General features: G+C 60.4%; 24 protein-coding genes. 13 read left to right on the top strand and 11 right to left on the bottom strand.

The window, feature by feature from the left end; all coding sequences use genetic code 11:
* Positions 1-16: 16 nt before the first annotated feature.
* Together MRBLRC7O_RS00315 and MRBLRC7O_RS00310 are read right to left on the bottom strand one after the other, a co-directional pair.
* On the bottom strand, positions 17-1,435 hold the full coding sequence (locus tag MRBLRC7O_RS00315) for an ATP-binding protein (RefSeq protein WP_162690802.1): 1,419 nt from the start codon (positions 1,433-1,435) through the stop codon (positions 17-19).
* 250 nt (positions 1,436-1,685) lie between these two features.
* On the bottom strand, positions 1,686-3,734 hold the full coding sequence (locus tag MRBLRC7O_RS00310) for a methyl-accepting chemotaxis protein (RefSeq protein ID WP_080865782.1): 2,049 nt from the start codon (positions 3,732-3,734) through the stop codon (positions 1,686-1,688).
* Between the two features lie 351 nt (positions 3,735-4,085).
* On the opposite strand from MRBLRC7O_RS00310, the gene rpmH reads away from it, so the two are divergent.
* From rpmH to yihA, 4 genes are read left to right on the top strand one after another with little or no spacing between them, the layout of a single operon-like run.
* Positions 4,086-4,223: a 50S ribosomal protein L34 gene (gene rpmH, locus MRBLRC7O_RS00305; RefSeq protein ID WP_003493611.1), complete on the top strand. Its 138-nt coding sequence runs from the start codon at positions 4,086-4,088 to the stop codon at positions 4,221-4,223.
* Between the two features lie 36 nt (positions 4,224-4,259).
* Positions 4,260-4,643: a ribonuclease P protein component gene (rnpA, locus tag MRBLRC7O_RS00300; RefSeq protein WP_080865779.1), complete on the top strand. Its 384-nt coding sequence runs from the start codon at positions 4,260-4,262 to the stop codon at positions 4,641-4,643.
* On the top strand, positions 4,643-6,445 hold the full coding sequence (gene yidC, locus MRBLRC7O_RS00295; protein ID WP_080865777.1) for a membrane protein insertase YidC: 1,803 nt from the start codon (positions 4,643-4,645) through the stop codon (positions 6,443-6,445). Before rnpA ends, yidC begins: the two co-directional genes overlap by 1 nt.
* Positions 6,442-7,095 carry a ribosome biogenesis GTP-binding protein YihA/YsxC gene (gene yihA / locus MRBLRC7O_RS00290; protein ID WP_003503694.1) on the top strand — a complete coding sequence of 218 codons (654 nt, stop codon included), beginning with the start codon at positions 6,442-6,444 and terminating at the stop codon, positions 7,093-7,095. The genes yidC and yihA overlap by 4 nt, the downstream gene beginning before the upstream one ends.
* A 12-nt stretch (positions 7,096-7,107) precedes the next feature.
* On the opposite strand, the gene MRBLRC7O_RS00285 is transcribed toward yihA, so the two are convergent.
* On the bottom strand, positions 7,108-7,485 hold the full coding sequence (locus MRBLRC7O_RS00285) for a hypothetical protein (RefSeq protein WP_003503696.1): 378 nt from the start codon (positions 7,483-7,485) through the stop codon (positions 7,108-7,110).
* Between the two features lie 271 nt (positions 7,486-7,756).
* On the opposite strand from MRBLRC7O_RS00285, the gene argB reads away from it, so the two are divergent.
* Complete coding sequence (argB, locus tag MRBLRC7O_RS00280; RefSeq protein ID WP_003503698.1) at positions 7,757-8,641, top strand: acetylglutamate kinase; 885 nt, start codon at positions 7,757-7,759, stop codon at positions 8,639-8,641.
* A 46-nt stretch (positions 8,642-8,687) separates the two neighbouring features.
* Here argB and MRBLRC7O_RS00275 read toward each other — a convergent pair whose 3' ends face one another.
* Positions 8,688-9,605, bottom strand: a complete 918-nt coding sequence (locus MRBLRC7O_RS00275) for an EamA family transporter (protein WP_031234219.1) — start codon at positions 9,603-9,605, stop codon at positions 8,688-8,690.
* A gap of 106 nt (positions 9,606-9,711) precedes the next feature.
* On the opposite strand from MRBLRC7O_RS00275, the gene MRBLRC7O_RS00270 reads away from it, so the two are divergent.
* Together MRBLRC7O_RS00270 and MRBLRC7O_RS00265 are read left to right on the top strand one after the other, a co-directional pair.
* Positions 9,712-10,476 carry a pyrimidine 5'-nucleotidase gene (locus MRBLRC7O_RS00270; RefSeq protein WP_112540220.1) on the top strand — a complete coding sequence of 255 codons (765 nt, stop codon included), beginning with the start codon at positions 9,712-9,714 and terminating at the stop codon, positions 10,474-10,476.
* A gap of 49 nt (positions 10,477-10,525) precedes the next feature.
* Complete coding sequence (locus tag MRBLRC7O_RS00265; RefSeq protein ID WP_003503704.1) at positions 10,526-11,113, top strand: EF-hand domain-containing protein; 588 nt, start codon at positions 10,526-10,528, stop codon at positions 11,111-11,113.
* A gap of 41 nt (positions 11,114-11,154) precedes the next feature.
* On the opposite strand, the gene MRBLRC7O_RS00260 is transcribed toward MRBLRC7O_RS00265, so the two are convergent.
* Both MRBLRC7O_RS00260 and MRBLRC7O_RS00255 read right to left on the bottom strand, forming a co-directional pair.
* Positions 11,155-11,412: a BQ00720 family protein gene (locus tag MRBLRC7O_RS00260; protein ID WP_003503706.1), complete on the bottom strand. Its 258-nt coding sequence runs from the start codon at positions 11,410-11,412 to the stop codon at positions 11,155-11,157.
* A 56-nt stretch (positions 11,413-11,468) separates the two neighbouring features.
* Positions 11,469-11,894, bottom strand: coding sequence for an Hsp20 family protein (locus MRBLRC7O_RS00255; RefSeq protein WP_003503708.1), 426 nt, complete (start codon positions 11,892-11,894; stop codon positions 11,469-11,471).
* A 206-nt stretch (positions 11,895-12,100) separates the two neighbouring features.
* On the opposite strand from MRBLRC7O_RS00255, the gene MRBLRC7O_RS00250 reads away from it, so the two are divergent.
* Positions 12,101-13,045, top strand: a complete 945-nt coding sequence (locus MRBLRC7O_RS00250; RefSeq protein WP_080865773.1) for a nucleoside hydrolase — start codon at positions 12,101-12,103, stop codon at positions 13,043-13,045.
* Positions 13,046-13,116: 71 nt separating this feature from the next.
* Here the strand turns inward: MRBLRC7O_RS00250 and MRBLRC7O_RS00245 are convergent, their stop codons facing one another.
* Both MRBLRC7O_RS00245 and MRBLRC7O_RS00240 read right to left on the bottom strand, forming a co-directional pair.
* Entirely contained in the window at positions 13,117-15,450 is a 2,334-nt protein-coding gene (locus MRBLRC7O_RS00245) for a methyl-accepting chemotaxis protein (RefSeq protein WP_080866514.1), read from the bottom strand.
* Between the two features lie 166 nt (positions 15,451-15,616).
* Positions 15,617-16,483 carry an LOG family protein gene (locus tag MRBLRC7O_RS00240; RefSeq protein WP_373426345.1) on the bottom strand — a complete coding sequence of 289 codons (867 nt, stop codon included), beginning with the start codon at positions 16,481-16,483 and terminating at the stop codon, positions 15,617-15,619.
* 138 nt (positions 16,484-16,621) lie between these two features.
* Here MRBLRC7O_RS00240 and dapD point away from each other — a divergent pair, with 138 nt between their 5' ends.
* Genes dapD through MRBLRC7O_RS00225 form a run of 3 tightly spaced genes read left to right on the top strand, consistent with a single transcriptional unit; the run spans position 16,622 to position 19,268 of the window.
* A complete protein-coding gene (dapD, locus tag MRBLRC7O_RS00235) occupies positions 16,622-17,476 on the top strand; it encodes a 2,3,4,5-tetrahydropyridine-2,6-dicarboxylate N-succinyltransferase (RefSeq protein WP_003503714.1) in 855 nt (284 codons plus the stop codon).
* A gap of 15 nt (positions 17,477-17,491) precedes the next feature.
* A complete protein-coding gene (gene dapE, locus MRBLRC7O_RS00230) occupies positions 17,492-18,688 on the top strand; it encodes a succinyl-diaminopimelate desuccinylase (RefSeq protein WP_080865771.1) in 1,197 nt (398 codons plus the stop codon).
* The gene (locus MRBLRC7O_RS00225; protein WP_003503718.1) at positions 18,672-19,268 is read left to right on the top strand and encodes a hypothetical protein; all 597 of its coding nucleotides are present in this window, start codon (positions 18,672-18,674) and stop codon (positions 19,266-19,268) included. The genes dapE and MRBLRC7O_RS00225 overlap by 17 nt, the downstream gene beginning before the upstream one ends.
* Positions 19,269-19,288: 20 nt before the next feature.
* On the opposite strand, the gene truA is transcribed toward MRBLRC7O_RS00225, so the two are convergent.
* The 3 genes from truA to def are packed head-to-tail and all read right to left on the bottom strand — an operon-like array spanning position 19,289 to position 21,582.
* On the bottom strand, positions 19,289-20,089 hold the full coding sequence (truA, locus tag MRBLRC7O_RS00220) for a tRNA pseudouridine(38-40) synthase TruA (protein WP_080865770.1): 801 nt from the start codon (positions 20,087-20,089) through the stop codon (positions 19,289-19,291).
* Entirely contained in the window at positions 20,089-21,024 is a 936-nt protein-coding gene (fmt, locus tag MRBLRC7O_RS00215) for a methionyl-tRNA formyltransferase (RefSeq protein WP_020811935.1), read from the bottom strand. The genes truA and fmt overlap by 1 nt, the downstream gene beginning before the upstream one ends.
* Before the next feature lie 45 nt (positions 21,025-21,069).
* Positions 21,070-21,582, bottom strand: coding sequence for a peptide deformylase (gene def / locus MRBLRC7O_RS00210; RefSeq protein ID WP_003503724.1), 513 nt, complete (start codon positions 21,580-21,582; stop codon positions 21,070-21,072).
* A gap of 148 nt (positions 21,583-21,730) precedes the next feature.
* Between def and MRBLRC7O_RS00205 the strand changes: the two genes are divergently transcribed.
* Together MRBLRC7O_RS00205 and MRBLRC7O_RS00200 are read left to right on the top strand one after the other, a co-directional pair.
* On the top strand, positions 21,731-22,924 hold the full coding sequence (locus tag MRBLRC7O_RS00205; RefSeq protein WP_003503726.1) for a DNA recombination protein RmuC: 1,194 nt from the start codon (positions 21,731-21,733) through the stop codon (positions 22,922-22,924).
* A gap of 54 nt (positions 22,925-22,978) precedes the next feature.
* The gene (locus tag MRBLRC7O_RS00200) at positions 22,979-23,878 is read left to right on the top strand and encodes a ribokinase (protein ID WP_003503729.1); all 900 of its coding nucleotides are present in this window, start codon (positions 22,979-22,981) and stop codon (positions 23,876-23,878) included.
* Positions 23,879-23,884: the final 6 nt, after the last annotated feature.

The raw sequence follows: 23,884 nt of genomic DNA, 5'->3' as shown, positions 1-23,884 counted from the left end.
TCGCGGCGCGGGTTTTTCAGGCGGTTCTGGCGGCCTGCACGGAGGCGGCGCGGTCGGCGATTTCAATGCGGAACTGCGTGCCGGGACCGGGCTTTTCGACGAGCGCGATGGTGCCGCCATGGGCGAGCACCAGTTCGCGGGCAATGACCAGCCCGAGGCCCGTGCCGCCGGAGCGGGCCGAACCCCGGAAAGCGGAAAACAGGTTCTCCTTGGCCTTGCGCGGCATTCCCGGCCCATTGTCGTCGATGACGATGCTGACGACGCTGCCGGCCCTCTGGGCCAGGATGGAAAGGTGTCTCGGCGCGGCATTTGTGGCATCGGATTGCAGAGCCTGGACGGCATTGCGACAGAGATTATGGATGACCCGGAAAAGCTGTTCGGAATCCGCATCGATCGTGAGATCCGGGGGGACGCTGTCGTGAAACTCGATACCGCTGTCGGGATCGAGCGCCAGAATGTCGCGCACATCCCGCACCAGAAGGCTCAACTGCACCATCTTGCGTTTCGGCGCGCCTTCGGTCGCCTGGCCATAGGCTAGAACCTCGCCCGTATAGGCCACGGCGCGGTCGATGGTGCGCAGCAGTTTCGACGCGAAGCTCCTGACCATCGGGTCCTTGGCATCCACAAGCCGGTCGGACATCAGCTGCGCGGAGGAGAGGATGTTGCGCATGTCATGGTTGATCTTCGACACCGCAAGGCCGAGATCCACAAGGTTCTTCTGCTGGCGCAGGGTTTTCTGCAGTTCGGTCTGCATATCCGCAAGATGGCGGCCCGCAACCGACAGTTCGTCCGTCCCCTCCTCGGGCACGAAAATCCGCTCGGGATTGCCTGGATCCTCGGAGAAATTCTGCATGCCGAGCGTCAGCCGGCGTATCGGCCGGATCATGATGCGGTTGATGGAGATGAATATCAGGCCGGCCGTGATCAGCGACAGGACGATGGAAATCAGGAAAACGTTGCGGGCATAGGCAAGCATCGCCGCCCGCAGCTTGTTTTCGCCCAGCACCAGTTCGATGATGGTATCGCTGTCGCCCACCACATCGAAGACGCGGATGACGCGGTTGCCGCCGAACAGCAGGGTGGAGAAGGCATCCCGCACCGCCGCCACCTGCGAAACATCGGAAAGATCATATTGCTCGTCGACACCGGGCGGTGTTTCCGCCACTGCGAGCAGGCGCGAGGTGCCGTCCTTTCGCAGCGCGATAAGCTTTGCCCCGGTTGCCATCAGCGTGTCGTTCTGCACGCTTCGCGGCAGTTCGGCCTGCAGGCCATCAATCACCGCGCCGGCGGCGGCGGCCGTATTCAGACGGTCCTGCAGCCAGGAAAGACGCATATTGGCGACGGAAGGCACGAAGATCAGCACTTCGGCGATCATCACGAAAATGACCGTGAGCAGCAGCAGCCGTCCGGAAAGACCGGCGGTCAATCCCGGCATGCAGTGCACCGGATCGTCTTGCGTGCGGTCCAAGCTGTCTACGCCTTTAGAAAACACCGGGCCATGATCCTGTATGCGCGCCGCTGCTTGCGTGGAACGGCTCGGTTTATATGCAGCGACGATAATAGGACCTAATGGATATTTTTCCAATGCGCTGCAAAACAAACGTTTTCATTGCCGGAAAACAAACGCCGCCCGAAAAGGGCGGCGTTCGCAGCGTAAGCCTGTTTGAAGCGGAACTGCAGGTCGCCTAGAATTCCTGCCAGTCGCCATGCGCCGGTGCTGCAGCGGGCTGGGCATTGAGTGCACGACTGACGCTGTTCATCAATTTGCGGGCCGGGGACGCCACCGCCGCCGTCCTGCCGGAGACCGCAACCGGTCCGGTGGATGCCGTTACCGGTCTTGCGGGCTGCTCGAAACGGTGGCTGTGCTGCACATTTTCGGCGCCAACATTGAAACGAGTCACCAGCGTCACGAGATGATCCGCCTCGCTGCTCAGCTTGTGGGTTGCGGCCGAGGTCTCCTCCACCATGGCAGCATTGCGCTGCGTCACCTGATCCATCTGGTTGATGGCGGTATTCACCTCGTGCAGACCGGTGGACTGCTCCCTGGCCGCCGTGGCGATCGAATGGATGTGCTCATTGATCGCCAGAACGCGGGTCTCGATCTCGCTCAGTGCGCTGCCGGTTTTCTGCACCAGCGACACGCCGCGTCCGACCTCCTGGCCGGATTTGGTGATCAGCGCCTTGATGTCCTTCGCAGCCGTTGCGGAACGCTGCGCCAGTTCCCGCACTTCCTGCGCGACGACGGCGAAGCCCTTGCCGGCCTCGCCGGCACGTGCCGCTTCCACGCCTGCGTTCAGCGCGAGAAGGTTCGTCTGGAAGGCGATCTCGTCAATGACGTTGATGATCTGGCTGATTTCACGCGAGGCATGCTCGATGCGATCCATGGCGGAGACGGCATCGCGCACGACACTGGCGGATTCCTCCGTCTTCTGCTTGGTTTCGGCAACCATGGCGCTGGCTTCCTGCGCACGGTCGGTGGAATTGCGGACGACGGCGGTGATTTCGTCCAGTGCGGCGGAGGTTTCCTCCAGCGCCGCAGCCTGCTGTTCCGTCCGCTTCGACAGGTCGTCGGCCGCCGAGCGCAGTTCGCTTGCGTTGCCGCTGATGCCTTCCGTGCTGCCGCGCACCTCCCTCATTGTCTCGCGCAGCTTGGTCAGCGTCTGGTTGACGTTCTCCTGGAGTTCGCCGAACACGCCGCGGAACTCGCCGTCCATCCTCTCCGTCAGATCACCCCGCGCCAGACCTTCAATGACGCGGCTGGTCTCGGATACGCCGTTATGGACCCCCGTGAGGAGCGAATTGATCGTCGCGGCGAAACGATTGAGGTTTTCGTCGCCATAATCCTTGTTGATGCGGCGGCTGAAATCGCCCTGGGCCGCGGCGTCGACGACGACGGCCATGCCGGCCTGCAGGTCGTCGCTCTTGGCGCGCATGGCGGTCTCCTGCGCATTCATGCGGCGCACCTCGCGGCCGTTGTTCTTGAAGACCTCGACGGCGGCAGCCATTTCGCCGATCTCGTCGTTGCGGCCGAGATAGGGGACTTCCGCGTCCAGATTTCCATCGGCCACCGCATTCATCACCTGCGAAACCCGGCGGATGGGCGCGCTGAGCTGCCGCGTTCCGATGTAGAGACCGAAGGCGGCTCCCGCGCCGACACCTGCAACCGTCACCGCGACGATCGCCCAGAATATGGCGGTGCTGAAAGAATCCATTCCTGCCTTTACGACTTCCAGTTCGGCAATGTCGTTTTTCACGACACCATCGATCTCCGCCTGATAGGCCTTGCGGTTGGCGCGGTTCGCCTCATTGTTGCCCTGCTGGGCGGCTGCCTGCGGCCCGCTCTCCTTCGCCAGCCGGACAGTCTCCAGACGGAAGGTCCGGAATTCCTTGGACCGGCCGACAAGCTTGTCGAAACTCGCCCGCTGTTCCGCCGGCACGAGCGGAGCCCAGCTGGCAATCAGCTTTTCCATGGCATCAAGGTTTTTGACCATGCCGTCGGCAAAGGGGGTGACTGCGGCCACATCGGCTGCCGCATAGACACCACGCGCCTCCATGACGACCGCCGTCACCAGACGGTTAAGCGCCTCGCCCTTGTAGGCCCTTTCGGCAGCTTCCTCGAAATGATGCGACCGGACCCGGAATTCGTTGATCGCATAGATGGACAGCCCGCCGATGGTGCAGGCAACAAGGCTCATAAGCCCGACAAGTAGATTGATACGACCGCGAATTCTCAATTTCGTTCCCCCAACAAAAACCAGCCGCGCAATGAAAATGGGAAGCTGGCATAACTTTTCGCGTCACAAGATTTATCAATGCGGCGTTAAGAAAGAATTTCGGATTTTATCGATTGCGCGTCGGAATCAGCCTCTATCGGCAGTCGGCGAAGGAGATTGCGGTGCGTTTTCCGCAAAAGGTGAACCGCGAAAACCCCTTCGGCAATTGACTTTGCTCGGCCTATGCCCTTATAAGCCGCGCACGCTCGGCCATTGAAAGCTCGCCCAGGCGGGGTTAGCCGTGCAAAAAACGAAACGCTCTTGCAAATAATTGCAAATTCAAGAAGGGCCGCACACCGCGGTATTAAATAAATGTCGAAGCGTACTTACCAACCGTCCAAGCTTGTTCGCAAGCGTCGTCATGGTTTCCGTGCCCGCATGGCTACCGCCGGCGGTCGCAAGGTTCTCGCAGCCCGCCGTGCGCGCGGCCGCGCACGTCTGTCGGCTTAATTGCCGAGCCTGTGGCCCGATGAAAGTCGTGGGCACATGAGCAAGACTGAAAAACACCCCGGCCGGCTTAAAAACCGGTCGGAGTTTCTTGCCGTTCAGGCGGGGGAAAAACGGCGGGGAAGCACCTTTCTTCTGGAAGTGCTTGACCGGAAAGCCCCGGAAACCGAGCCTCGCGTCGGTTTTACCGTAACAAAAAGACAAGGCAACGCGGTCGAGCGAAATCGCATGCGCCGCCGTCTCAGGGAAGCCGTCAGGCTTTCTGCCGGGGTCGCAATGAAGCCCGGTCATGACTATGTGATTGTCGCCCGCAGGGATGTGCTCGATACAACCTTCCCGAAACTTCAGTCTCTCCTTGCCGAGCGCATTGAAGGAACGGCGAAACCGAAACGGTCCCAGGAGACCCGCTCCAGGAAAGAATGATGGAAAAGAACCGCAATTACTTCATCGCGATAGCCCTTTCGGTTGTCATCGTCCTCGCCTGGCAATTCCTTTACATGAATCCGCGTATCGAGCAGCAGCGCCGTGCCGAAGAGGCCCGCCAGGCGCAGCAGCAGACGACGCAGCAACAGCAGCCGGCACCGGGTGCCGCGCCTGGTGCAGCCGTCGAAGGCACACCGCCCGCCTCTTCGCCGCAGACCGCCGCAACGGCGACCCGTGAAGAGTCGATTGCAAGAACCCAGCGTGTGGCCATCGACACCAACGCCATCGCCGGTTCGATCAATCTCGCCGGCGCCCGTTTCGATGACATCCGGCTCAAGGATTACCATGAGACCGTCGATGACTCGAGCCCGATCATCACGCTGTTCTCGCCCTCCGACACCAAGGACGGCTACTTCACCGAACTCGGTTTTGTTGCTGCACAGGAAGTCGGCGGCGTTCCCGGTCCGACCACCGTCTGGACGCTGGCAAGCGGCGAGAAGCTGACGGAAACCACCCCGGTCACCCTCACCTACACCAATTCCAAGGGCGTGATTTTCTCCCGCACGATTTCGATCGACGAGCATTATATGATCTCGGTCGCCGACAAGGTCGAGAACCCGGGACAGGCTGCGGTCTCCTTCGCCACCTATGGCCGCGTGACGCGCAACAACAAGCCGGCGATCCCGCCCGTCTTCGTCATCCATGAAGGCTTTCTCGGCGTTTCGGGCAAAGACGGCAGCCTGACGGAAGAAAAATACAAGGATGTTGAAGAAGCACCGGTAACTATTGCCAAGGCAACCGGCGGCTGGCTCGGCATTACCGACAAATATTGGGCTGCTGCCATCGTTCCGCCGCAGACAACACCGTTCGAAACCCGCTTTTCGCATATCACCGGCAATCAGCCGAGCTATCAGGCGGATTTCAAGAGCGACACGATGACGGTCGAACCCGGCCAGTCCATCGAGCTGAAGAGCCTTGTCTTCGCCGGCGCCAAGGAAGTGCCGCTGGTCGACCGCTATGAAAAAGAATATTCCATTCCGAAGTTCGACCTTCTGATCGACTGGGGCTGGTTCTACTTCATCACCAAGCCGATGTTCAAAATGATGGATTTCTTCTTCCGTTATTTTGGCAATTTCGGCGTGGCCATCCTGCTCACCACCATCGTCGTCAAGGCGCTCTTCTTCCCGCTCGCCAGCAAGCAATATGCTTCCATGGCGAACATGAAGCGCGTGCAGCCGAAGATGGAGGAGCTTAAGGCCAAGCATGGCGATGACCGCATGGCCATGCAGCAGGCGATGATGCAGCTCTACAAGGAAGAGAAGATCAATCCGGTTGCCGGCTGCTGGCCGATGCTTCTGCAGATTCCGGTCTTCTTCGCGCTCTACAAGGTCATCTACGTCACCATCGAAATGCGGCATGCACCGTTCTTCGGCTGGATTCACGACCTTTCCGCGCCCGATCCGACATCGCTCTTCAACCTGTTCGGCCTTCTGCCTTACGACGTGCCGCATTTCCTGATGATCGGCGTCTGGCCGCTGGTCATGGGCATCACCATGTTCCTGCAGATGCGCATGAACCCGACGCCGCCCGATCCGACGCAGGCAATGATCTTCAACTGGATGCCGCTGATCTTCACCTTCATGCTGGCCTCCTTCCCGGCCGGTCTGGTCATCTACTGGGCATGGAACAATACGCTCTCCATCACCCAGCAGGCCGTCATCATGAAGCGTCAGGGCGCCAAGATCGAGCTGTTCGATAATATCAAGGGGCTGTTCAAGCGAAAGCCGGTGCAATCGAAATGAGTGAAACCGGCACGGCAACCGAAAAGCCCCTGTTCGGGCGACCCTGGATTTTCATTCGCGGCGTTCCCGCAATGAAATTCCTGCCGCCCGAAGGCCCGCCGGAGATTGCCTTCGCCGGTCGTTCGAATGTCGGCAAGTCCTCGCTCATCAATGCGCTGGTGGGCCACAAGGGGCTTGCCCGCACGTCCAACACGCCCGGACGCACGCAGGAACTCAACTACTTCGTTCCGGATGGTTATTCCGGCGAAGCGGGCGACCTGCCGCCGATGGCGCTGGTCGACATGCCCGGTTACGGTTATGCGCAGGCCCCCAAGGATCATGTTGACGCCTGGACGAAGCTTGTCTTCGATTATCTGCGCGGCCGTGCGACGCTGAAGCGCGTTTACGTGCTGATCGATTCCCGCCACGGCGTGAAAAAGAATGACGAGGAGGTTCTGACCCTGCTCGACAAGGCAGCCGTGTCCTACCAGATCGTGCTGACGAAGACGGACAAGATCAAGGATGTCGGCGTTCCGCGGCTGATCGGCGAAACGCTGGAAAAAATCCGCAAGCGCCCTGCCGCCTATCCGGAAGTTCTCGCCACGTCCTCGGAAAAATCATTCGGGCTGGATAGCCTGCGGGCCGAGATCGTCAGAACGATCTCCCTTTGAGAGGCGCGCCCCTCAGGCGATAGTGAAAAGCAGAACGGCGGTCCACAGCATCGCCGTCAGTGCCAGAAGACGCCAGAAGCGCACCGAATGCCAGACCTCCGAAAGCATGGCTGCGAACATGCTGCCACCGCGCAGCGGCTGGCTCCTGAATGGCAGGCCGGAGCGGCTTGGATCCCGTTCCAGCAGCGCGGCGACGGTCGCATTTTCGCGGTATTCGGTTTCCGCCAGATTGTCCCGCCAGCGCCTGACCATGGCCGCGAACTGGCGGTCACGTTTGATGCGTTTGGCAAGCTCCGCCATGCTTTCCGGCGGCAAGGCACCCAGCACATATTCGCCCGCAAGGACTTCGTCCCGCAAACCGCTTTGCTTGTCTCGATCGGGTGCCGTCATGTGGTCTCTCGCTCCTCGGTCGTTCAGGTCAGCATCGCTTGCGCGGCGCGCGACATCTTCTGTCGCCCTGAATTAACCCCTCCCCTTTCCCCTGCAAGGCTGGTCCCATTGGGCCTTTATGTCAATCGCATTACAGGGCCCGGAACGCCAAAAAAAAGAAATTTGACTGCTGCCGACACAATAAGGCCGAGAGGTTATTTCATCCGTCAAAGACTTGCTTTAGAGCGGTGACAGGCTCTCAACAGCCGCAACCACAGACCGAGGTTTTTAGATGACGTCTTCCGAAAGCGAAACTCAGGCGCGGCTGCTCGCACAGGCTCTGCCTTTTATGCAGAAATACGAGAACAAGACCATCGTGGTGAAATATGGCGGCCACGCCATGGGGGATTCCACACTCGGCAAGGCTTTCGCGGAAGACATCGCGCTGTTGAAGCAATCAGGCATAAACCCGATCGTCGTGCATGGCGGCGGCCCGCAGATCGGCGCGATGCTGACCAAGATGGGCATCGAATCGAAGTTCGAGGGCGGCCTTCGCGTTACCGACGCCAAGACGGTCGAGATCGTCGAAATGGTTCTGGCCGGATCGATCAACAAGGAAATCGTCGCCCTCATCAACCAGACGGGTGAATGGGCGATCGGCCTGTGCGGCAAGGACGGTAACATGGTCTTCGCCGAAAAGGCGAAAAAGACCGTCATCGATCCTGACAGCAATATCGAACGTGTGCTCGATCTCGGCTTCGTCGGCGAAGTCACCGAAGTCGACCGCACCCTGCTCGACCTGCTCGCCAAGTCGGAAATGATCCCGGTCATCGCCCCGGTCGCGCCTGGCCGCGATGGCGCCACCTACAATATCAACGCCGATACCTTCGCCGGCGCGATTGCGGGCGCGCTTCACGCCTCGCGTCTGCTGTTTCTCACCGACGTTCCCGGCGTTCTCGACAAGAACAAGGAACTCATCAAGGAACTCACCGTCTCGCAGGCGCGTGCGCTCATCAAGGACGGCACGATTTCCGGTGGCATGATCCCGAAGGTCGAGACCTGCATCGACGCCATCAAGGCCGGTGTTCAGGGCGTGGTGATCCTCAACGGCAAGACGCCCCATTCCGTCCTTCTGGAAATCTTCACGGAAGGCGCCGGCACGCTCATCGTGCCCTGATGTGCTTCAGGTGGCGGACGGCAAGCCTGTCCGCCACGACAGGCCTTCAACCGAATGCCAGAAGCGACAGCACACCCACCACAATCAGCAGGCAACCGGAGAGTTCGAGCCGGTTGATCTTCTCCTTGAAGAAGAGCACGGTCGAGGCGAAGGCGAAGAGCATCTCCACCTGCGCCAGCGCCTTCACCACGGCGGCCTGCTGCAGGGTCATCGCCGTGAACCAGCCGAATGAGGCCGTGGCGCCCACGAAACCGACAGCAAGCGACGGTTTCCAAACCTTGGCGATACGCCGCAATTCTTCCCGCTCGCGCCAGATGATCCACAGGAACATCGACACCGTCTGCATGACGATGACGACGACGAGCGTGAAGCCCGCCTGCATCATCGCGTCCGGAACGGGAAGGCTCGGCGCAAGCGCGAGCGATGCCGATCGGTAGGCAACCGACGACAGGCCGAAGAAAGCGCCTGAGGCGAGGCCGATGACCGCCGTCCGGCTGAAGATCGAGGTCAGGAAGGAAGCGGGCGTGACTTCCGTGCGTGCCACCGAAATCAGCATGACACCGGCGACCGAGATGGCGATAGCAGCCAATGTGCCGCCATTGACGCTTTCACCGATGAAGATAAGCGCGAACAGTGCCGCCTGCGCCGGCTCTGTGCGGGAATAGGCCGTTCCCACTGCAAAGTTGCGGAAGGAGAACAGGTGCACCAGCAGGAACGTGGCGGCAATTTGCGCCATGGCCCCGACCGTCGCCCACAAAGCGAAGGACATGTTGGGCACCGGGAGCGGGCGACCGAGCCCGAAATGCAGAAAAGCGAGATAGGCGAGAGCGAAGGGCATGCCGAACACGAAGCGCACAAAGGTCGCGCCCGTGGTGCCCATCATGCCCTTGAGGTGCTTTTGCAGGGTCGAGCGCAGGTTCTGCAAGAACGCGCTTGCGAAAGTAATACCTATCCAGAGTTCCATGGCTTTGGCGGTATCATGCGCCGGAGGCCGCAGCCAAGCCCGATTTTCTGGTCAATCGTCGTCTTTTCGATTTTCTTCGGCATTCGAAACGGGCATAAAGCAGCCCATGGACACAAAGCCGAAAAACCTGCCCGAAGCCGCCGATTTCGACCATGTGAGCGAATGGGTCTTCGATCTCGACAACACGCTCTATCCGCATCACATCAATCTGTTTTCGCAGATCGATCGAAACATGACGGCCTATGTGGCGGAGCTTCTGAAGCTTGACCCCGAGGAAGCCCGGGCGCTGCAGAAACGGTATTATCACGACCACGGCACGACGCTGCAGGGCCTGATGATCCATTACGGCATCAGCCCGGACGAGTTTCTGGAACGCGCCCATGCCATAGATTATTCGGCACTGAAACCGCATCCGGAACTTGGTGAGGCAATCAAGGCTTTGCCCGGTCGCAAGTTCATCCTCACCAATGGCAGCGTGAAACACGCGCAGGCCGCCGCCGGCGCGCTCGGTGTTCTCGATCACTTCGAGGATATTTTCGATATCGTCGCCGCAGGCTATCTGCCTAAACCAGCTAGCGCGACCTATGAGAAATTCGCCGCACTTGCGAAACTCGACACGAAAAAAGCCGCCATGTTCGAGGATCTGCCGCGCAATCTTGCCGCCCCCAAGGCGCTGGGCATGAAGACCGTGTTGCTCGTGCCTTCAAATCTTGAGGGCGTCATCATGGAACGCTGGGAAATTCCGGCCGTGACGGATGAGCATATCGACTACATCACCGACGACCTGACCGGGTTCCTGACGAAAACCATCACCCGCTGTGCAGCGAACATTACCGAAGCTTCATCCACCTTACGGATGTTTAAGTGGTGAGGCTTGCTGGACGTCACTATCTTTTCTTCAGGGACACCAAAGAAAGGTAATGACGATGACCACACGCAAAATCGCCCTCTCTGCTCTTGGCGCAGCCCTTGTGCTCAGCACGGCCGCAACGGCCAGTTTCGCCGCGCCCGGCAAAGGTCACAAGGATCGCATGCCGATCCGTCCGGAAGCGGCTTTCGTTCACCTGCTGAAGGTGGCCGACGCCAACAAGGACGGCAAGATTTCGAAGGAGGAGTTCGCCGCCCGTCAGGACGCGCTCTTCACAGAGATCGACAAGGACAAGGACGGCTCGATTACGCCGAAGGAAATCCGCGAATACCGCCAGGCGAAGATGGAAGCCTTCCGCGCCGCCCATCCGCGTCCGGAGCGGGAGGAAGCCAAGGCGGATGAAGGCAAGGGTCCCGAGGGCAAGCGCGCCGAGCGCGAGCATGGCGGCCGTCAAGGCTGGGGCAAACATGGCGGCAAGGGTGGAGCCTACGCACTGTTCCGCATGGCCGATACCGACGAGAACGGTCAGGTCAGCAAGGCCGAATTCACCGCCGCCGGCGAAAAGATGTTCGAACGGCTGGACAGGAACAAGGACGGCGTCATCTCCATCGACGACATGCCGGACCGCCCGTTCCTTTGATCCACTAAGCATAAAGCCCGCTCAAAAGCGGGCTTTTTTATTCAATGCAGGCTGACGGTCTTGAGATCGTCTTCGGCAGCCTTGAAAAACGTGCTTGAACGATTGTCCGTGAGCAGGATCGGCGTACCATCCGCACCGAACAGTGCCCAAAGATCCAATTGCGGATCGAGATCAGGCGCTTCCGGGAAACAGCGGCTGACGTCTTCCGCCCGGATCTTGCGGATATATCCCACTTCTCCTTCGCCGATATGGGCGAGCTGGGATTGGGTGAGACGCGCATGCGCTTCTTTCAAAAGCATATTTCAGCCTCCTTCTTCACGCCGAGCGATTCGTGTCGGATTCTGGCGTTCACGTTCTACTCTGAGACGGAAATATTAATTTTCTTCACCACGTTTGAAATTTCCGGCCGGACCAGATCGATGGAAAGAAGGCCGTTGCGCAGGCGCGCTTCCCTGACCTGCATGCCATCGGCAAGCACGAAAACCCGCTGGAACTGGCGCGCCGCGATGCCGCGATAGAGAAAATCGCGCTTCTCCTGTTCCTGCTGTCGTCCCCGAATGACGAGCTGGTTATCGGCCGTCGTCACATCCAGATCGTCCTGCGAAAAACCGGCGACTGCGATGGTGATGCGCAGGCGTTCGGGCATATCTTCGCTGCCGGGCAGGCGCTCTATGTTGTAGGGAGGATAGCCGTCATTGGCCTTCGCCATGCGCTCCAGCGTTTTTTCCATGGCATCAAAACCCAGCAGAAGCGGGTGGGTGAATGGCGTCATGCGGCTCATGTCTCTTCTGTCCTTGCAACCAAGCGACGTTTCGCGGTCCCGCTTCCGGCAACCTTGCCGGTCAATCGCACCGGCCCCAGCAATATGGGAAGCCGAACCACGATGCGCAAGACGAAACGCGGGGCAAAGGCAAGCCGCAGGAATGAGACTTGACAAGTGAGCACCCGCCGCTCGAAAAAAGCGCTCATCTCAACGGCGGGCAAGACATGGCAGAACGCAGAAAAATCATCATCGACACCGATCCCGGCCAGGACGACGCAGCGGCAATCATGCTCGCTTTCGCAAGCCCGGAGGAAATCGACATTCTCGGATTGTGCGCCGTCGCCGGCAACGTTCCGCTGAAGCTGACGAGCCGCAACATCCGCATCATCTGCGAATTGTGCGGGCGCACCGATATTCCAGTCTATGAGGGCGCCGAGAAGCCGCTGGTGCGCAAGCCCATCACCGCCGAACATGTTCACGGCAGCACCGGCCTCGATGGCCCGGTTCTCGACGAACCGTCCATGGAGGCGCAAAAGCAGCACGCGGTCGATTTCATCATCGAAACACTGATGCGGGAACCCGCCGGCACCGTAACGCTCTGCACGCTCGGCGCGCTGACCAATGTGGCGCTGGCGCTCCTGAAGGCGCCTGAGATCGCCGACCGCGTCAAGGAACTGGTGATGATGGGCGGCGGCTTCTTCGAGGGCGGCAACATCACACCGGCGGCGGAATTCAACATCTATGTCGACCCACAGGCCGCCGACATCGTCTTCCGATCCGGCATGCCTGTTGTCATGATGCCGCTCGACGTCACCCATCAGTTGCTGACGACCAAGGCCCGGGTCGGCCGCATTCGCGAGATCGGCACACGGCCGGCCATCGCCATGGCGGAAATGCTGGAATTCTTCGAACGCTTCGACATCGAGAAATACGGTTCGGATGGCGGCCCGCTGCATGATCCGAGCGTCATTGCCTATCTCGTCAAACCCGAACTGTTTCAGGGTCGCGAGTGCAACGTCGAAATCGAGGTCCATTCCGAACTGACCATGGGCATGACCGTGGTGGACTGGTGGAATGTTACCGAACGGCCCGCCAATGCCCGCGTGATGCGCAATGTGGATGCCGACGGCTTCTTCGAGTTGCTGACGGAACGTTTCGCCCGTCTCTGACGGAAGCGGACATGAAAAAAGGGCCGCTGGCGATACCAGCGGCCCTTTTTATTTGAGGCGGAAATGGCGCGTCAGAACTCCGTCCAGTCATCCTGCGCCAGCGCGTTTGCGCCGCTGGTTCTCGGACGGGCGCGTTGCGCGGCCGGGCGGCCCGATGCCTGCGCCGGAGCGGCGGGTGCGCGCATCGCCGCGGCAGTGGCGCGCAATTGCTGGCTGGAATGACCACCGGAAACGGAGAAACCGGCAACGAGCGATTTCAGCGTTTCCGCCTCGCTGTTCAGCGTTACACTCGCCGCGGTAGTTTCTTCCACCATCGCCGCATTCTGCTGGGTAACCTGATCCATCTGGGTAACGGCGGAATTGATCTCCTTCAGACCCACTGCCTGTTCGCTGGCGGAGGCGGAGATCTGCCGTATCAGCTGGTTGATCTGCAGAACCTGATCGGCGATCTTTTTCATCGTCTCACCGGCCTTGCCGACCAGCTGGACGCCCTCGCCCACCTGGGTAGCCGAAGTGTTGATGAGGCCCTTGATCTCCTTGGCGGCGGTTGCGGACCGCTGCGCCAGTTCGCGGACTTCCTGTGCGACGACGGCAAAGCCCTTGCCGGCATCACCCGCGCGGGCGGCTTCGACGCCCGCATTCAGCGCCAGAAGATTAGTCTGGAAGGCAATCTCGTCGATAACACCGATGATGCGCGAGATTTCGGCCGAGGATTGCGCGATGCCTTCCATGGAATTCACGGCCTGCTGCACAACCTCGCCTGACTTGCCGGCGTCATCGCAGGCATGGCTGACGGCGCCAGCCGCCTGTGCAGCATTTTCCGCGCTGGAATTGACCTGTGCGGTCAGCTGATTGAGGGCGGCAGCGGTTTCTTCGAGGCTTGCGGCCTGCTGTTCCGTGCGGTGCGAAAGATCGCTGGCGGCGCGGGTGATCTCACCCGTACCGTTGCCGATGCTGACGACGGTTGCATTGACGGTGGAAACCGTTTCCTCGAGGCTCGCAAGCGCCGAGTTGAAATCCTCGCGCAGCTTCGCATATTCGCCCGGGAATTCGTCCTCGATGCGGTAGGTGAGATTGCCCTGCGAGAGCGCATTGAGGCCAGCACCCAGCACGCCGACAATGTGCTGCTGCATGCGGCTGTTCTCATTGCGCTCGAATTCGGATCGCTGGCGCTCCGTCTCGGCGTGACCACGCTGGGCGTCGGCTTCAGCCTCCATCTCGCGAATGCCGGCAAGCTTCGCACGGAAACCTTCCAGCGCGGTAGCGACGGCGCCCGTCTCATCCCGGCGCTCCTGTCCGGAAACCGGCACATCGTAGCGGCCGTCGCTCAGCGTCCTGACATCGGAAACCAGCGAAGCAAGCGGATTACGGACGAAATAACGCACGGCGAAATAAAGCGCGGTGATGACGGCGGCGAGAATGACGATCGCGCCGATGATCATCATGTAGGTCTGTTCCTGAACCGGTGCGTTCAGGGCCTGATGGGGAATATCCACCAGCACCACCCAGGTCGCGTTGAGGCCGGGAACGGCGAAGGGATAAACGAGACGGTTATAGGGCGCGTCCGTATCAACGCCGAGATTTTCAATGAGGCCCTGCTTGCCTGACGTGATTGCCGCCTGAACGGTGCTTGCACCGTCTCCGTCATAGGCTTTCATGTTCTGCTCGGGTGTCGGCGGCACCAGCCACTGGCCGCCCTGCGAAACGAGCGTCACGCGGCCGGTCTCGAAAGGATGCAGCGCCTGCAGCTTCTGCGACAGCGAGGCCAACGAGATATCGACACCAGCCACACCGATCATCTTGCCATCGGACATGACGGGATAGGCAAGTGACGTCATCGTCGTCGGCACTTCCGTGCCTTCGGCGAGATAGGGCTGCGTGATCGCGCCTTTGCCGGATTTGGCGGCAAGCGCATACCACTCCGCCGCATAATCATTCTTGAACGTGGAGAACTGGATTTCGCCCTTCTGGGTTTTCGACCAGTAAGGAGCGAAGGCGCCGGTGGCATTGGTGCCAAGATCGAGCCTGTTGGCGATCTCCGTCGTCTGGCCGTCAAAAAGGCCGAGCTGCTCACAGAACCAGCTGCCAAAGGCAAAGGCGTTCTGCTCGACATTGGCCTTCAGGATGTTGACGATGCCGGGGCGATCCATTGATTTCGCCTGATGCGCACGGCCGATGACACCGGCCATGGAGCGTGCGGCGCTGCCGAGTTCACCCACATCAGCGGCGATGACGTTGGCGATGGCGCGCGCTTCGGTATTGGCCTGATCCATGGTCAGCGCGTGCACGCGCTCACTCGTCTGGGAAATGAGGAAGGAATTCGATGCAACGAGAACCGTGGTGATAGCGCAGCCGGTTACGAGGATCAGCTTGGTCGCAAGCGACTTCACTTGGAAATTGAACATTTTGGCCTCGATCAAATCGCCCGCCTGAAAAGGCTGACTTCAACGGATGATAAATCTCCGTCATGGAGGCCCGTCCCCTTGGGACAGTGCGCTGCAGCGCGACGGGGCAAAATTAGAAGAAGATTGCTAATTAAGCCCTAAAATTACTTCGTCGCGCCAAGCATAATCAGTGTTCGTAGTGGGCCGAGATGATTCTCCATGCATCGTCAGCCGTTTCAGCAAAATGCAGAAGATTCATATCTTCAGGCGCAATAGTGCCGAAGTCCGCCAGGAACTCGAAATTGATCACCGATCGCCAGAATTTCTCACCGAACAGGATGAGAGGAATTGGCTCCATGCGCTTCGTCTGGATCAGGGTCAACGCTTCAAACAATTCGTCCAGCGTGCCGAAGCCGCCGGGGAAGATCACCACGGCCTTCGCCCGCATCAGAAAATGCATCTTGCGAATGGCGAAATAGTGGAAGTTGAAGCTCAGCTCCGGTGTCACATAGGGGTTCGGCGCCTGCTCGTGCGGCAGGACGATATTGAGGCCGATGGACGGGCCACCCGCATCGGCCGCACCACGATTGCCCGCTTCCATGACGCCCGGACCGCCGCCGGTGACCACGACATATTCGAGGTGATCCGATTTTGCGGCATAGGCGGTGCAAAGACGGGCAAACTTGCGCGCCTCATCGTAATAGACGGAGGATTGTTCCAGATTGCGCTTTTGCGTCTCGTTGCGCGCCGCCCAGGCTTCGCCGCCGGGTTCGGGAATGCGCGCGCCGCCGAACATGACGACGGTGGATTTTATGCCGCGCTCGGTGAGTGCCATTTCCGTCTTCAGAAGCTCAAGCTGCAACCTGACGGGGCGCAATTCCTCGCGGCAGAGAAAATCCATGTCCACATAGGCGAGGCGATAGGACGGGGAGTCCGACTGCGGTGTTTTTTGAACGACCTCGGCCTGCTGCTTGTCCACAGCACTGCGCTTCAACGGGTCCCATACCCCGTCCTTGCGCCGCAACTTGCCGTTTTTCAGTCGTGTCATTTCCATGCCTTTCGTCTGACGCGCCAAATCACCCAAATCACATTGACGCCTTTCCAACACTCCCTTAGATCAAATGACCAAAGCCTTCCAGCGGCGCGGTACCATCCGTGACCATGAACACCACGCGACTTTAAGGAATTTTCCATGAGCCTTACGGATCTCACCTCCCTCGAAACCATCATCGAAACGGCGTTCGACAACCGCGATAGCGTGAACGTATCGACGAAGGGCGAGGTTCGCGACGCCGTGGACACATCTCTTCAACTTCTCGATAGCGGCAAGGCACGCGTTGCTGAGAAGCAGGCGGATGGAAACTGGAAGGTGAACCAGTGGCTGAAAAAGGCCGTGCTCCTCTCCTTCCGTCTGAACGACATGGAGATCGTGACCGGCGGACCGGGCGAATCCACCTGGTGGGACAAGGTGCCGTCGAAGTTCGAAAACTGGGGTGAAAACCAGTTCCGCGCCGCCGGTTTCCGCGCCGTGCCGAACGCCGTCGTCCGCCGCTCCGCCTATGTGGCCAAGAACGTGGTGCTGATGCCCTCCTTCGTCAATCTCGGCGCCTATGTCGATGAAGGCACGATGGTCGACACCTGGGCGACTGTCGGCTCCTGCGCACAGATCGGCAAGAACGTGCATCTCTCCGGCGGCGTCGGCATTGGCGGCGTTCTGGAACCGCTGCAGGCGGGCCCGACGATCATCGAGGATAATTGCTTCATCGGCGCCCGTTCGGAAGTCGTGGAAGGCTGCATCGTGCGCGAAGGCGCGGTTCTCGGCATGGGCGTCTTCATCGGCAAGTCCACCAAGATCGTCGATCGCGCCACCGGCGAGATCACCTATGGCGAAGTGCCGCCCTATTCCGTCGTCGTTGCCGGCACCATGCCGGGCAAGCCTTTCCCCAACGGCGAGCCGGGCCCGAGCCTCTATTGCGCCGTGATCGTCAAGCGCGTCGATGAAAAGACCCGCTCCAAGACCGGCATCAACGAGCTTCTGCGCGACTGATATAAAGCGACTGCCATGACCACGACCGATCCCGTTGCCAATCTCGCCGCCCTCATCCGTTGCCCTTCGGTGACGCCTGCCGAAGGCGGCGCGCTTTCCCTGCTCGATAGCCTGCTTTCACCGCTCGGCTTTGCGGTGGACAGGATGGTGGCGAGCGAGGCGGGAACGCCTGACGTGGAAAACCTCTATGCCCGGCTCGGCACCGAGGGTCCGCATCTGATGTTTGCGGGCCATACGGATGTCGTTCCCGTGGGCGACGAGGCGGCGTGGAGCCATCCGCCCTTTTCGGCTGAAATCGCCGGTGGCGAAATGTTCGGTCGCGGTGCAGTGGACATGAAAGGCGGCATCGCCTGTTTCGTCGCCGCCATCGCCCGCCATGTCGAAAAACACGGCGAGCCGCAGGGTTCCGTTTCCTTCCTGATCACCGGAGACGAGGAAGGCCCGTCGATCAACGGCACCTCCAAGCTGCTGGAATGGGCCGCCGCCAGGGGCGAGACGTGGGACGCCTGTGTGGTGGGCGAGCCGACCAATCCCGACCAGCTTGGCGACATGATCAAGATCGGTCGCCGGGGTTCGCTTTCCGGCCGCATCACCGTCCATGGCGTTCAGGGCCATGCCGCTTATCCGCATCTCGCCGACAACCCCATTCGCGGCCTGCTGCAGCTTACCCATGCGCTGATGCATCCACCCTTCGATCACGGCACGGATGATTTCCAGCCATCCAATCTGGAAGTGACGACCGTCGACACCGGCAACGCCGCCACCAATGTGATCCCGGCGCGGGCGACAGCGGCCTTCAACATCCGTTTCAACGACACCTGGACAGCAGAAAGCCTGCGCGCGGAGATCATCCGCCGCCTCGACGCCGCCGCGGCCGAAGGTGAGCTTCGCCCCGACCGCGCACCGGTGAAATATGAGATCGTCTGGGCCGACCGCCCGTCGCATGTCTTCCTGACGCGGAACAATGCGCTTATCTCGTCGCTCTCAGGCGCGGTTGAAGCCGTTACCGGCAGGGAACCGAAGCTTTCGACCACCGGCGGCACATCCGATGCACGCTTCATCAAGGATTATTGCCCTGTCGTGGAATTCGGCCTCGTCGGGCAGACCATGCATATGGTCGATGAACGCGTGGCCGTTGCCGATCTCGAAACGCTGACGCGCATTTACGAGACCTTTATCGAACGCTGGTTCGCCCATGCCGACGGCAAGTGAAATAAGGCTCTATCTGACCGGCCTGTGGCTTCTGCTGCTGGGTGACCACAATGGTGCGCGTTATCTTGATCTCTCCGAGCGCGGCATGTGGCGATCCTTCTATTCCGCCCTCTGGTGCCTGCCCGCCATGCTGGTTTCCTGGCTGTGGCTGCGTGCTGCCTTCCTCGCCAGCTATCCGCCCGGCACCGGAACGGGGTTCATCTTCTTCTTCCGTCTGGCGATGGTTGAGGCCATCTGCTGGATCGTGCCGCTGCTTTTGATCGGCATGCTACTATACGCCTTCGGCGCTCGGGAAAAATTCGCGCCGCTCGTCACCACCATGAACTGGCTGTCGCTGCCATTTTCCTATGCCTATGCGGTTCTGATCCTGATCGCGTTCTTCCTGCCGCCGCTGCAAGGACTGATCGCCGTTCTCTGGCTGGCACTGCTTCTATCGCTGGTCTTCGCCTTCTCGCGGATCGTGCGGTTCTTCATCCGCGATCAGTCGCTGCTCGTCTCGGCCATCGTCATGACGCTGCTGGTGCCGGGCATGCTTCTATCGGAAGCGCTGCAGCGTTTTCTCGGTGTCTATCCCGCCTGAGAACTGGCACAGCTTAAACGTCAGTCCGCATCCTCGGTCATGTCGACTTCGGGGCGCCGGCGCGGCGGAATGACGTCGGGATAATCGACCTGCATGAAATAAAGACCGTCCGGCGGTGCGACAGGGCCGCAGGCCTTGCGGTCCCGTGCCTCCAGTGCGGCACGCACGTCCTGCGGCGTCATCGTGCCCTCGCCCGCCAGTTTCAGCGTGCCGGCGAAAGAGCGGATCTGGTTATGAAGGAAGCTCTGCGCCGTCGCGCGTATCTCGATGAGATCGCCATTGCGCGTCACATCCAGCCGGTCGAGCGTGCGCACGGGGCTGTTCGCCTGGCAATGGACCGAGCGGAAGGTGGTGAAATCATGCCGGCCGACGAGCATCTGGGCGGCTTCATGCATGCGCTCATGGTCGAGATCCTTCGACACCCACCATGCCCGCTTGTGCTCCAGCGCCAGCCGGGCCTTGCGGCAAATGATGCGGTAGAGATAGTGCCGACGAAGGGCGGAAAAACGGGCGTCGAAATCCTCGGTCACGGAAGCGGCGTCGAGAACGGCCACGGCTTCGCCCGCCATGGCGAGATGCGCATTGAGCGCGTTGCGAAGCTTGTAGGGCTCCCAGTCGCGCAAAAGATCGACATGGACAACCTGCCCGACGGCATGCACACCGGAATCGGTGCGGCCGGCGCCGCGAATGGAGACGCTCTCTCCCGTCAGCGAGCGAACCGCAGCCTCCAGCGCACCCTGAACCGAGGGGCCGTTATCCTGTCTCTGCCAGCCATAATAGGGCGTGCCGTCATATTCGACGGTCATGCGGAAACGCGGCATCAGCCGAGCCTCGTTGTGGCCGGAACGGGGGTGCCACGAACGAAATCAGCCGCCGACATCGGTTTGCCGCCCGCCTTTTGCAGGCGGGTGAGCCGCACGGCCCCGCTGCCGCAGGCAATGGTCAGAGCATCGTCGAGCGCTGCGCCCGCTTCTCCCATGCCGCTTGCCAGTTCGGAGGCGAGAACCTTCACGCGCTCCGTCTTGCCGCCGATGTCCATTTCCAGCCATGCGCCGGGAAACGGCGAAAGGCCGCGAATGTGATTATGCACATCCTGCGAGGGCCGAGAAAAATCGACGCGAGTCTCGCCCTTGTCGATCTTCGCGGCATAGAGAACACCCTCTTCCGCCTGTGTGACGAGCGGCAGGTCATCTGCTTCCAGCTTTTCCATCGCCTGCCGCATCAACCGCGCGCCTGTTAGCATCAGACTGTCATGCAGCTCGCCGGCCGTCATGTTATCGCCGATCGCGACTTTCGCGGTCAGCGCGACGGGACCGGTATCGAGCCCCTTTTCCATTTTCATGACCATCATGCCGGTTTCGGGGTCGCCGGCCATGATCGCCCGCTGGATGGGAGCAGCACCGCGCCAGCGCGGCAGTAGCGAGGCATGACCATTGTAACAGCCGAGACGCGTACCGGAGAGGATCGCTTCGGGCAGCAGCAGCCCGTAAGCCACGACAACCGCCACATCAGCATTGAATTCCCGGAACTGCTGACGATCTTCCTCAGCCTTGAAATTCACGGGCGTAAACACCGGGAGCCCCAGCAATTCGGCAGCCTGATGCACCGGTGACTTCTGCAGATCGAGACCACGGCGGCCGCCGGGACGCGGCGGCTGGGTGTAGACAGCGACAACCTCGTGGCCCGCCTCCACCAATGCACGCAATGTGGGAACGGAAAAATCCGGTGTGCCCATAAATATGATGCGAAGAGCCATTGTCGCCCCCTGCCCTGTCGTCCATTCCGGTCCAGAGAGGACGGATCAGATCTTTGCGCGGGCCGCTTTCGTGAATTTCTTGATGACCATGTCGCGCTTCAGCCGCGAAATATGGTCGATGAACAGAACACCATTGAGGTGATCGATCTCGTGCTGCAGGCAGGTCGCGAGCAGACCATCCGCCTCGACCGTCTGCTGCTTGCCGTCACGGCCGACATATTGCACCGTGAGCGAGGCGGGACGCTCGACCTCGGCGTAGTAGTCGGGAATGGAGAGGCAGCCTTCCTCATAGGTCGAGACATCGTCCGACACCTTGAGGATTTCCGGGTTGATGAAGACGATCGGGGTCTTTTCCTCGCCTTCACGCGCAACGTCGATCACCAGCATGCGGCGCGCCACGCCGATCTGGATAGCGGCAAGACCGATACCCGGCGCGTCATACATGGTTTCGAGCATGTCGTCGGCAAGACGCAGAACCTCTGCATCCACCTTTTCGATGGGCTTCGATTGCTGGCGCAGCACGGGATCGGGCAAAATGATAAGCGGTTTGATGGTCATGGCTTCCCATAACGTATCTCTTGCGCGGAGGAAATAAAAAACACGAGGTTCAAATCGCCTCGGGCATCCACCCCGCCCGACTCATTTCCGCCACAGGAATGTTCTTGTTTTGATCTTCCGAATCACTGGAAATCTGCTAGATTTAATCATGAGTATAGATTTCTCCGTTCTCCTTGATCCCGCGCTGCGGGCCGGCTCCGTCGATATCAGCTTCGGCGCGCTGCTCGCGGCTCTGGTTTTCGGTCTGGTCACAACCTGGCTGGTCACGACAAACCGCGTGAAAAAAGCGGGAGCCGACGGTGAAATCTCCGATCTTCTGAAAACACAGTCCGAACTGCATGGCCGTATCGCGGCCATGGCGGAAACGCTCGGCACCCGCCAGACCGAGATGAGCCAGACGCTCAACCAGCGCCTCGACGGCATGTCGCAGCGCATTGGCGAAACACTGACGGAACAGACCCGGTCGACCCATGAAAATCTGAGCCGACTGCAGGAGCGCCTCGCGGTCATCGACGCCGCGCAGGGCAATATTCAGGATCTGGCCAAGGACGTGGTCGGACTGCAGGCCATCCTTTCCAACAAGCAGACGCGCGGCGCCTTTGGACAGGCACGCATGGAAATTCTGATCGCCGATGCCCTTCCCGCCGGCGCTTTCCAGCTTCAGCCGACGCTTTCGAACGGTTACCGGCCGGACTGCACCATCAAGATGCCGAACAATGCGCCGCCGCTCGTCATCGACGCGAAATTTCCGCTGGAGGCATGGAACGCCATCAAGGCGGATGAGACACCGGAAACCAAACGTGCCGCCGTTCAGCAGTTCCGCCGTGATATGGAAGTGCATATTCGCGATGTGGCCGAGAAATACCTCATCCGTGGCGAAACACAGGATACCGCCTTCATCTTCGTGCCGTCCGAATCGATCTTCGCCGATATCCACCAGCATTTCGAATATCTGGTGCAGCGCGCTCACCGCGCCCGTGTCGTCATCGTTTCGCCATCGCTTCTGATGCTGTCGGTGCAGGTCATCCAGTCCGTGCTGAAGGATCAGCGCATGCGGGAGCAGGCGCATCTCATCCAGGGTGAAGTTGCCCTTCTGATGGACGATGTGCGGCGGCTGGACGACCGGACGCGCAAGCTGCAGGCCCATTTCGGGCTGGCGCAGAAGGACGTCGACATGATGCTCATCTCCTCGGACAAGGTGCTGGCACGCGGCCAGAAGATCGAAGGACTTGATTTCTCGCCAACGGAAAAAGACGCCCCGCATGGTGAAATCGAGCAGGCGCGCCGCTTTGCCGAAAACAGAGCCGGTGCGGCCAAATTGCGGGTAGTTGACGACGAGTGATCGTCTCGGGCAAAGTCGCCGCCTTGCTCAAATTTCATATGGACCCAGCGCCCCATGATTACTGTTTTCGGCTCCATCAACATGGACCTCGTCGCGACCGCCAAACGCCTGCCCAAGCCCGGTGAAACCGTAACGGGAGAGACATTCTCCACGGCCGCCGGCGGCAAGGGAGCCAATCAGGCGCTGGCCGCACGGCGTGCAGGCGCCGCAGTCAAGATGGCAGGGGCTGCGGGCGATGATACTTTTGCCGCACCGGCGCTGACATTACTGCGTGATGCTGGCACCGACCTGTCTCTGGTCAAGACTGCGCCCGGCCCGACGGGAACGGCGGTGATCCTGATCGGTGAAGGCGGAGAGAACATGATTTCGGTCATTCCCGCCGCCAATGGCGAGGTCTCCGCCTCCGATGCCGCAAAGACCGTATCCGACATGGCCGCGGGTGATATTCTGATGCTGCAGTTCGAGATACCGGCTGCAGCCATCGAAGCGGCGTTAACGGCCGCCAAGGCAAAGCGCATCACCACCGTCATCAACACAGCGCCGCTGACCGCAGACGGTCCGCGTCTTGCTGGCCTTGCCGATATCGTCATCGCCAATGAAACCGAGTTCGAGCTGCTGATCGGCAAGAATGGCCTCTCCAGCGTCGAGCGGGAAAACGAACTCAAGACCCTTCACGACAGGACCGGCCAGACATTGATCGTGACGCTTGGGGCGGACGGCGTGATCGCCATGCGCAACGGCAAGGTCTACAGGGCTTCCGGCCTCAAGATCGAGCCGGTCGATACGGTTGGTGCGGGCGATACCTTCTGCGGTTATCTCGCTGCCAGCCTCGATCAGGGGATGGATTTCGAAAGGGCGCTGAAGCGTGCCGCCGTTGCAGGCTCGCTCGCCTGCACGCGCGCCGGTGCCCAGCCTTCCATTCCGCTGGCAGCGGAAGTGGATGCGGCCCTCTGAGGGATC

This window comes from Agrobacterium radiobacter (genome assembly GCF_040801995.1).
Taxonomy (GTDB): domain Bacteria; phylum Pseudomonadota; class Alphaproteobacteria; order Rhizobiales; family Rhizobiaceae; genus Agrobacterium; species Agrobacterium radiobacter.
The sequence above is the reverse complement of the archived record's forward strand: the minus strand, read 5'-3'. Positions and strand labels throughout refer to the sequence as shown.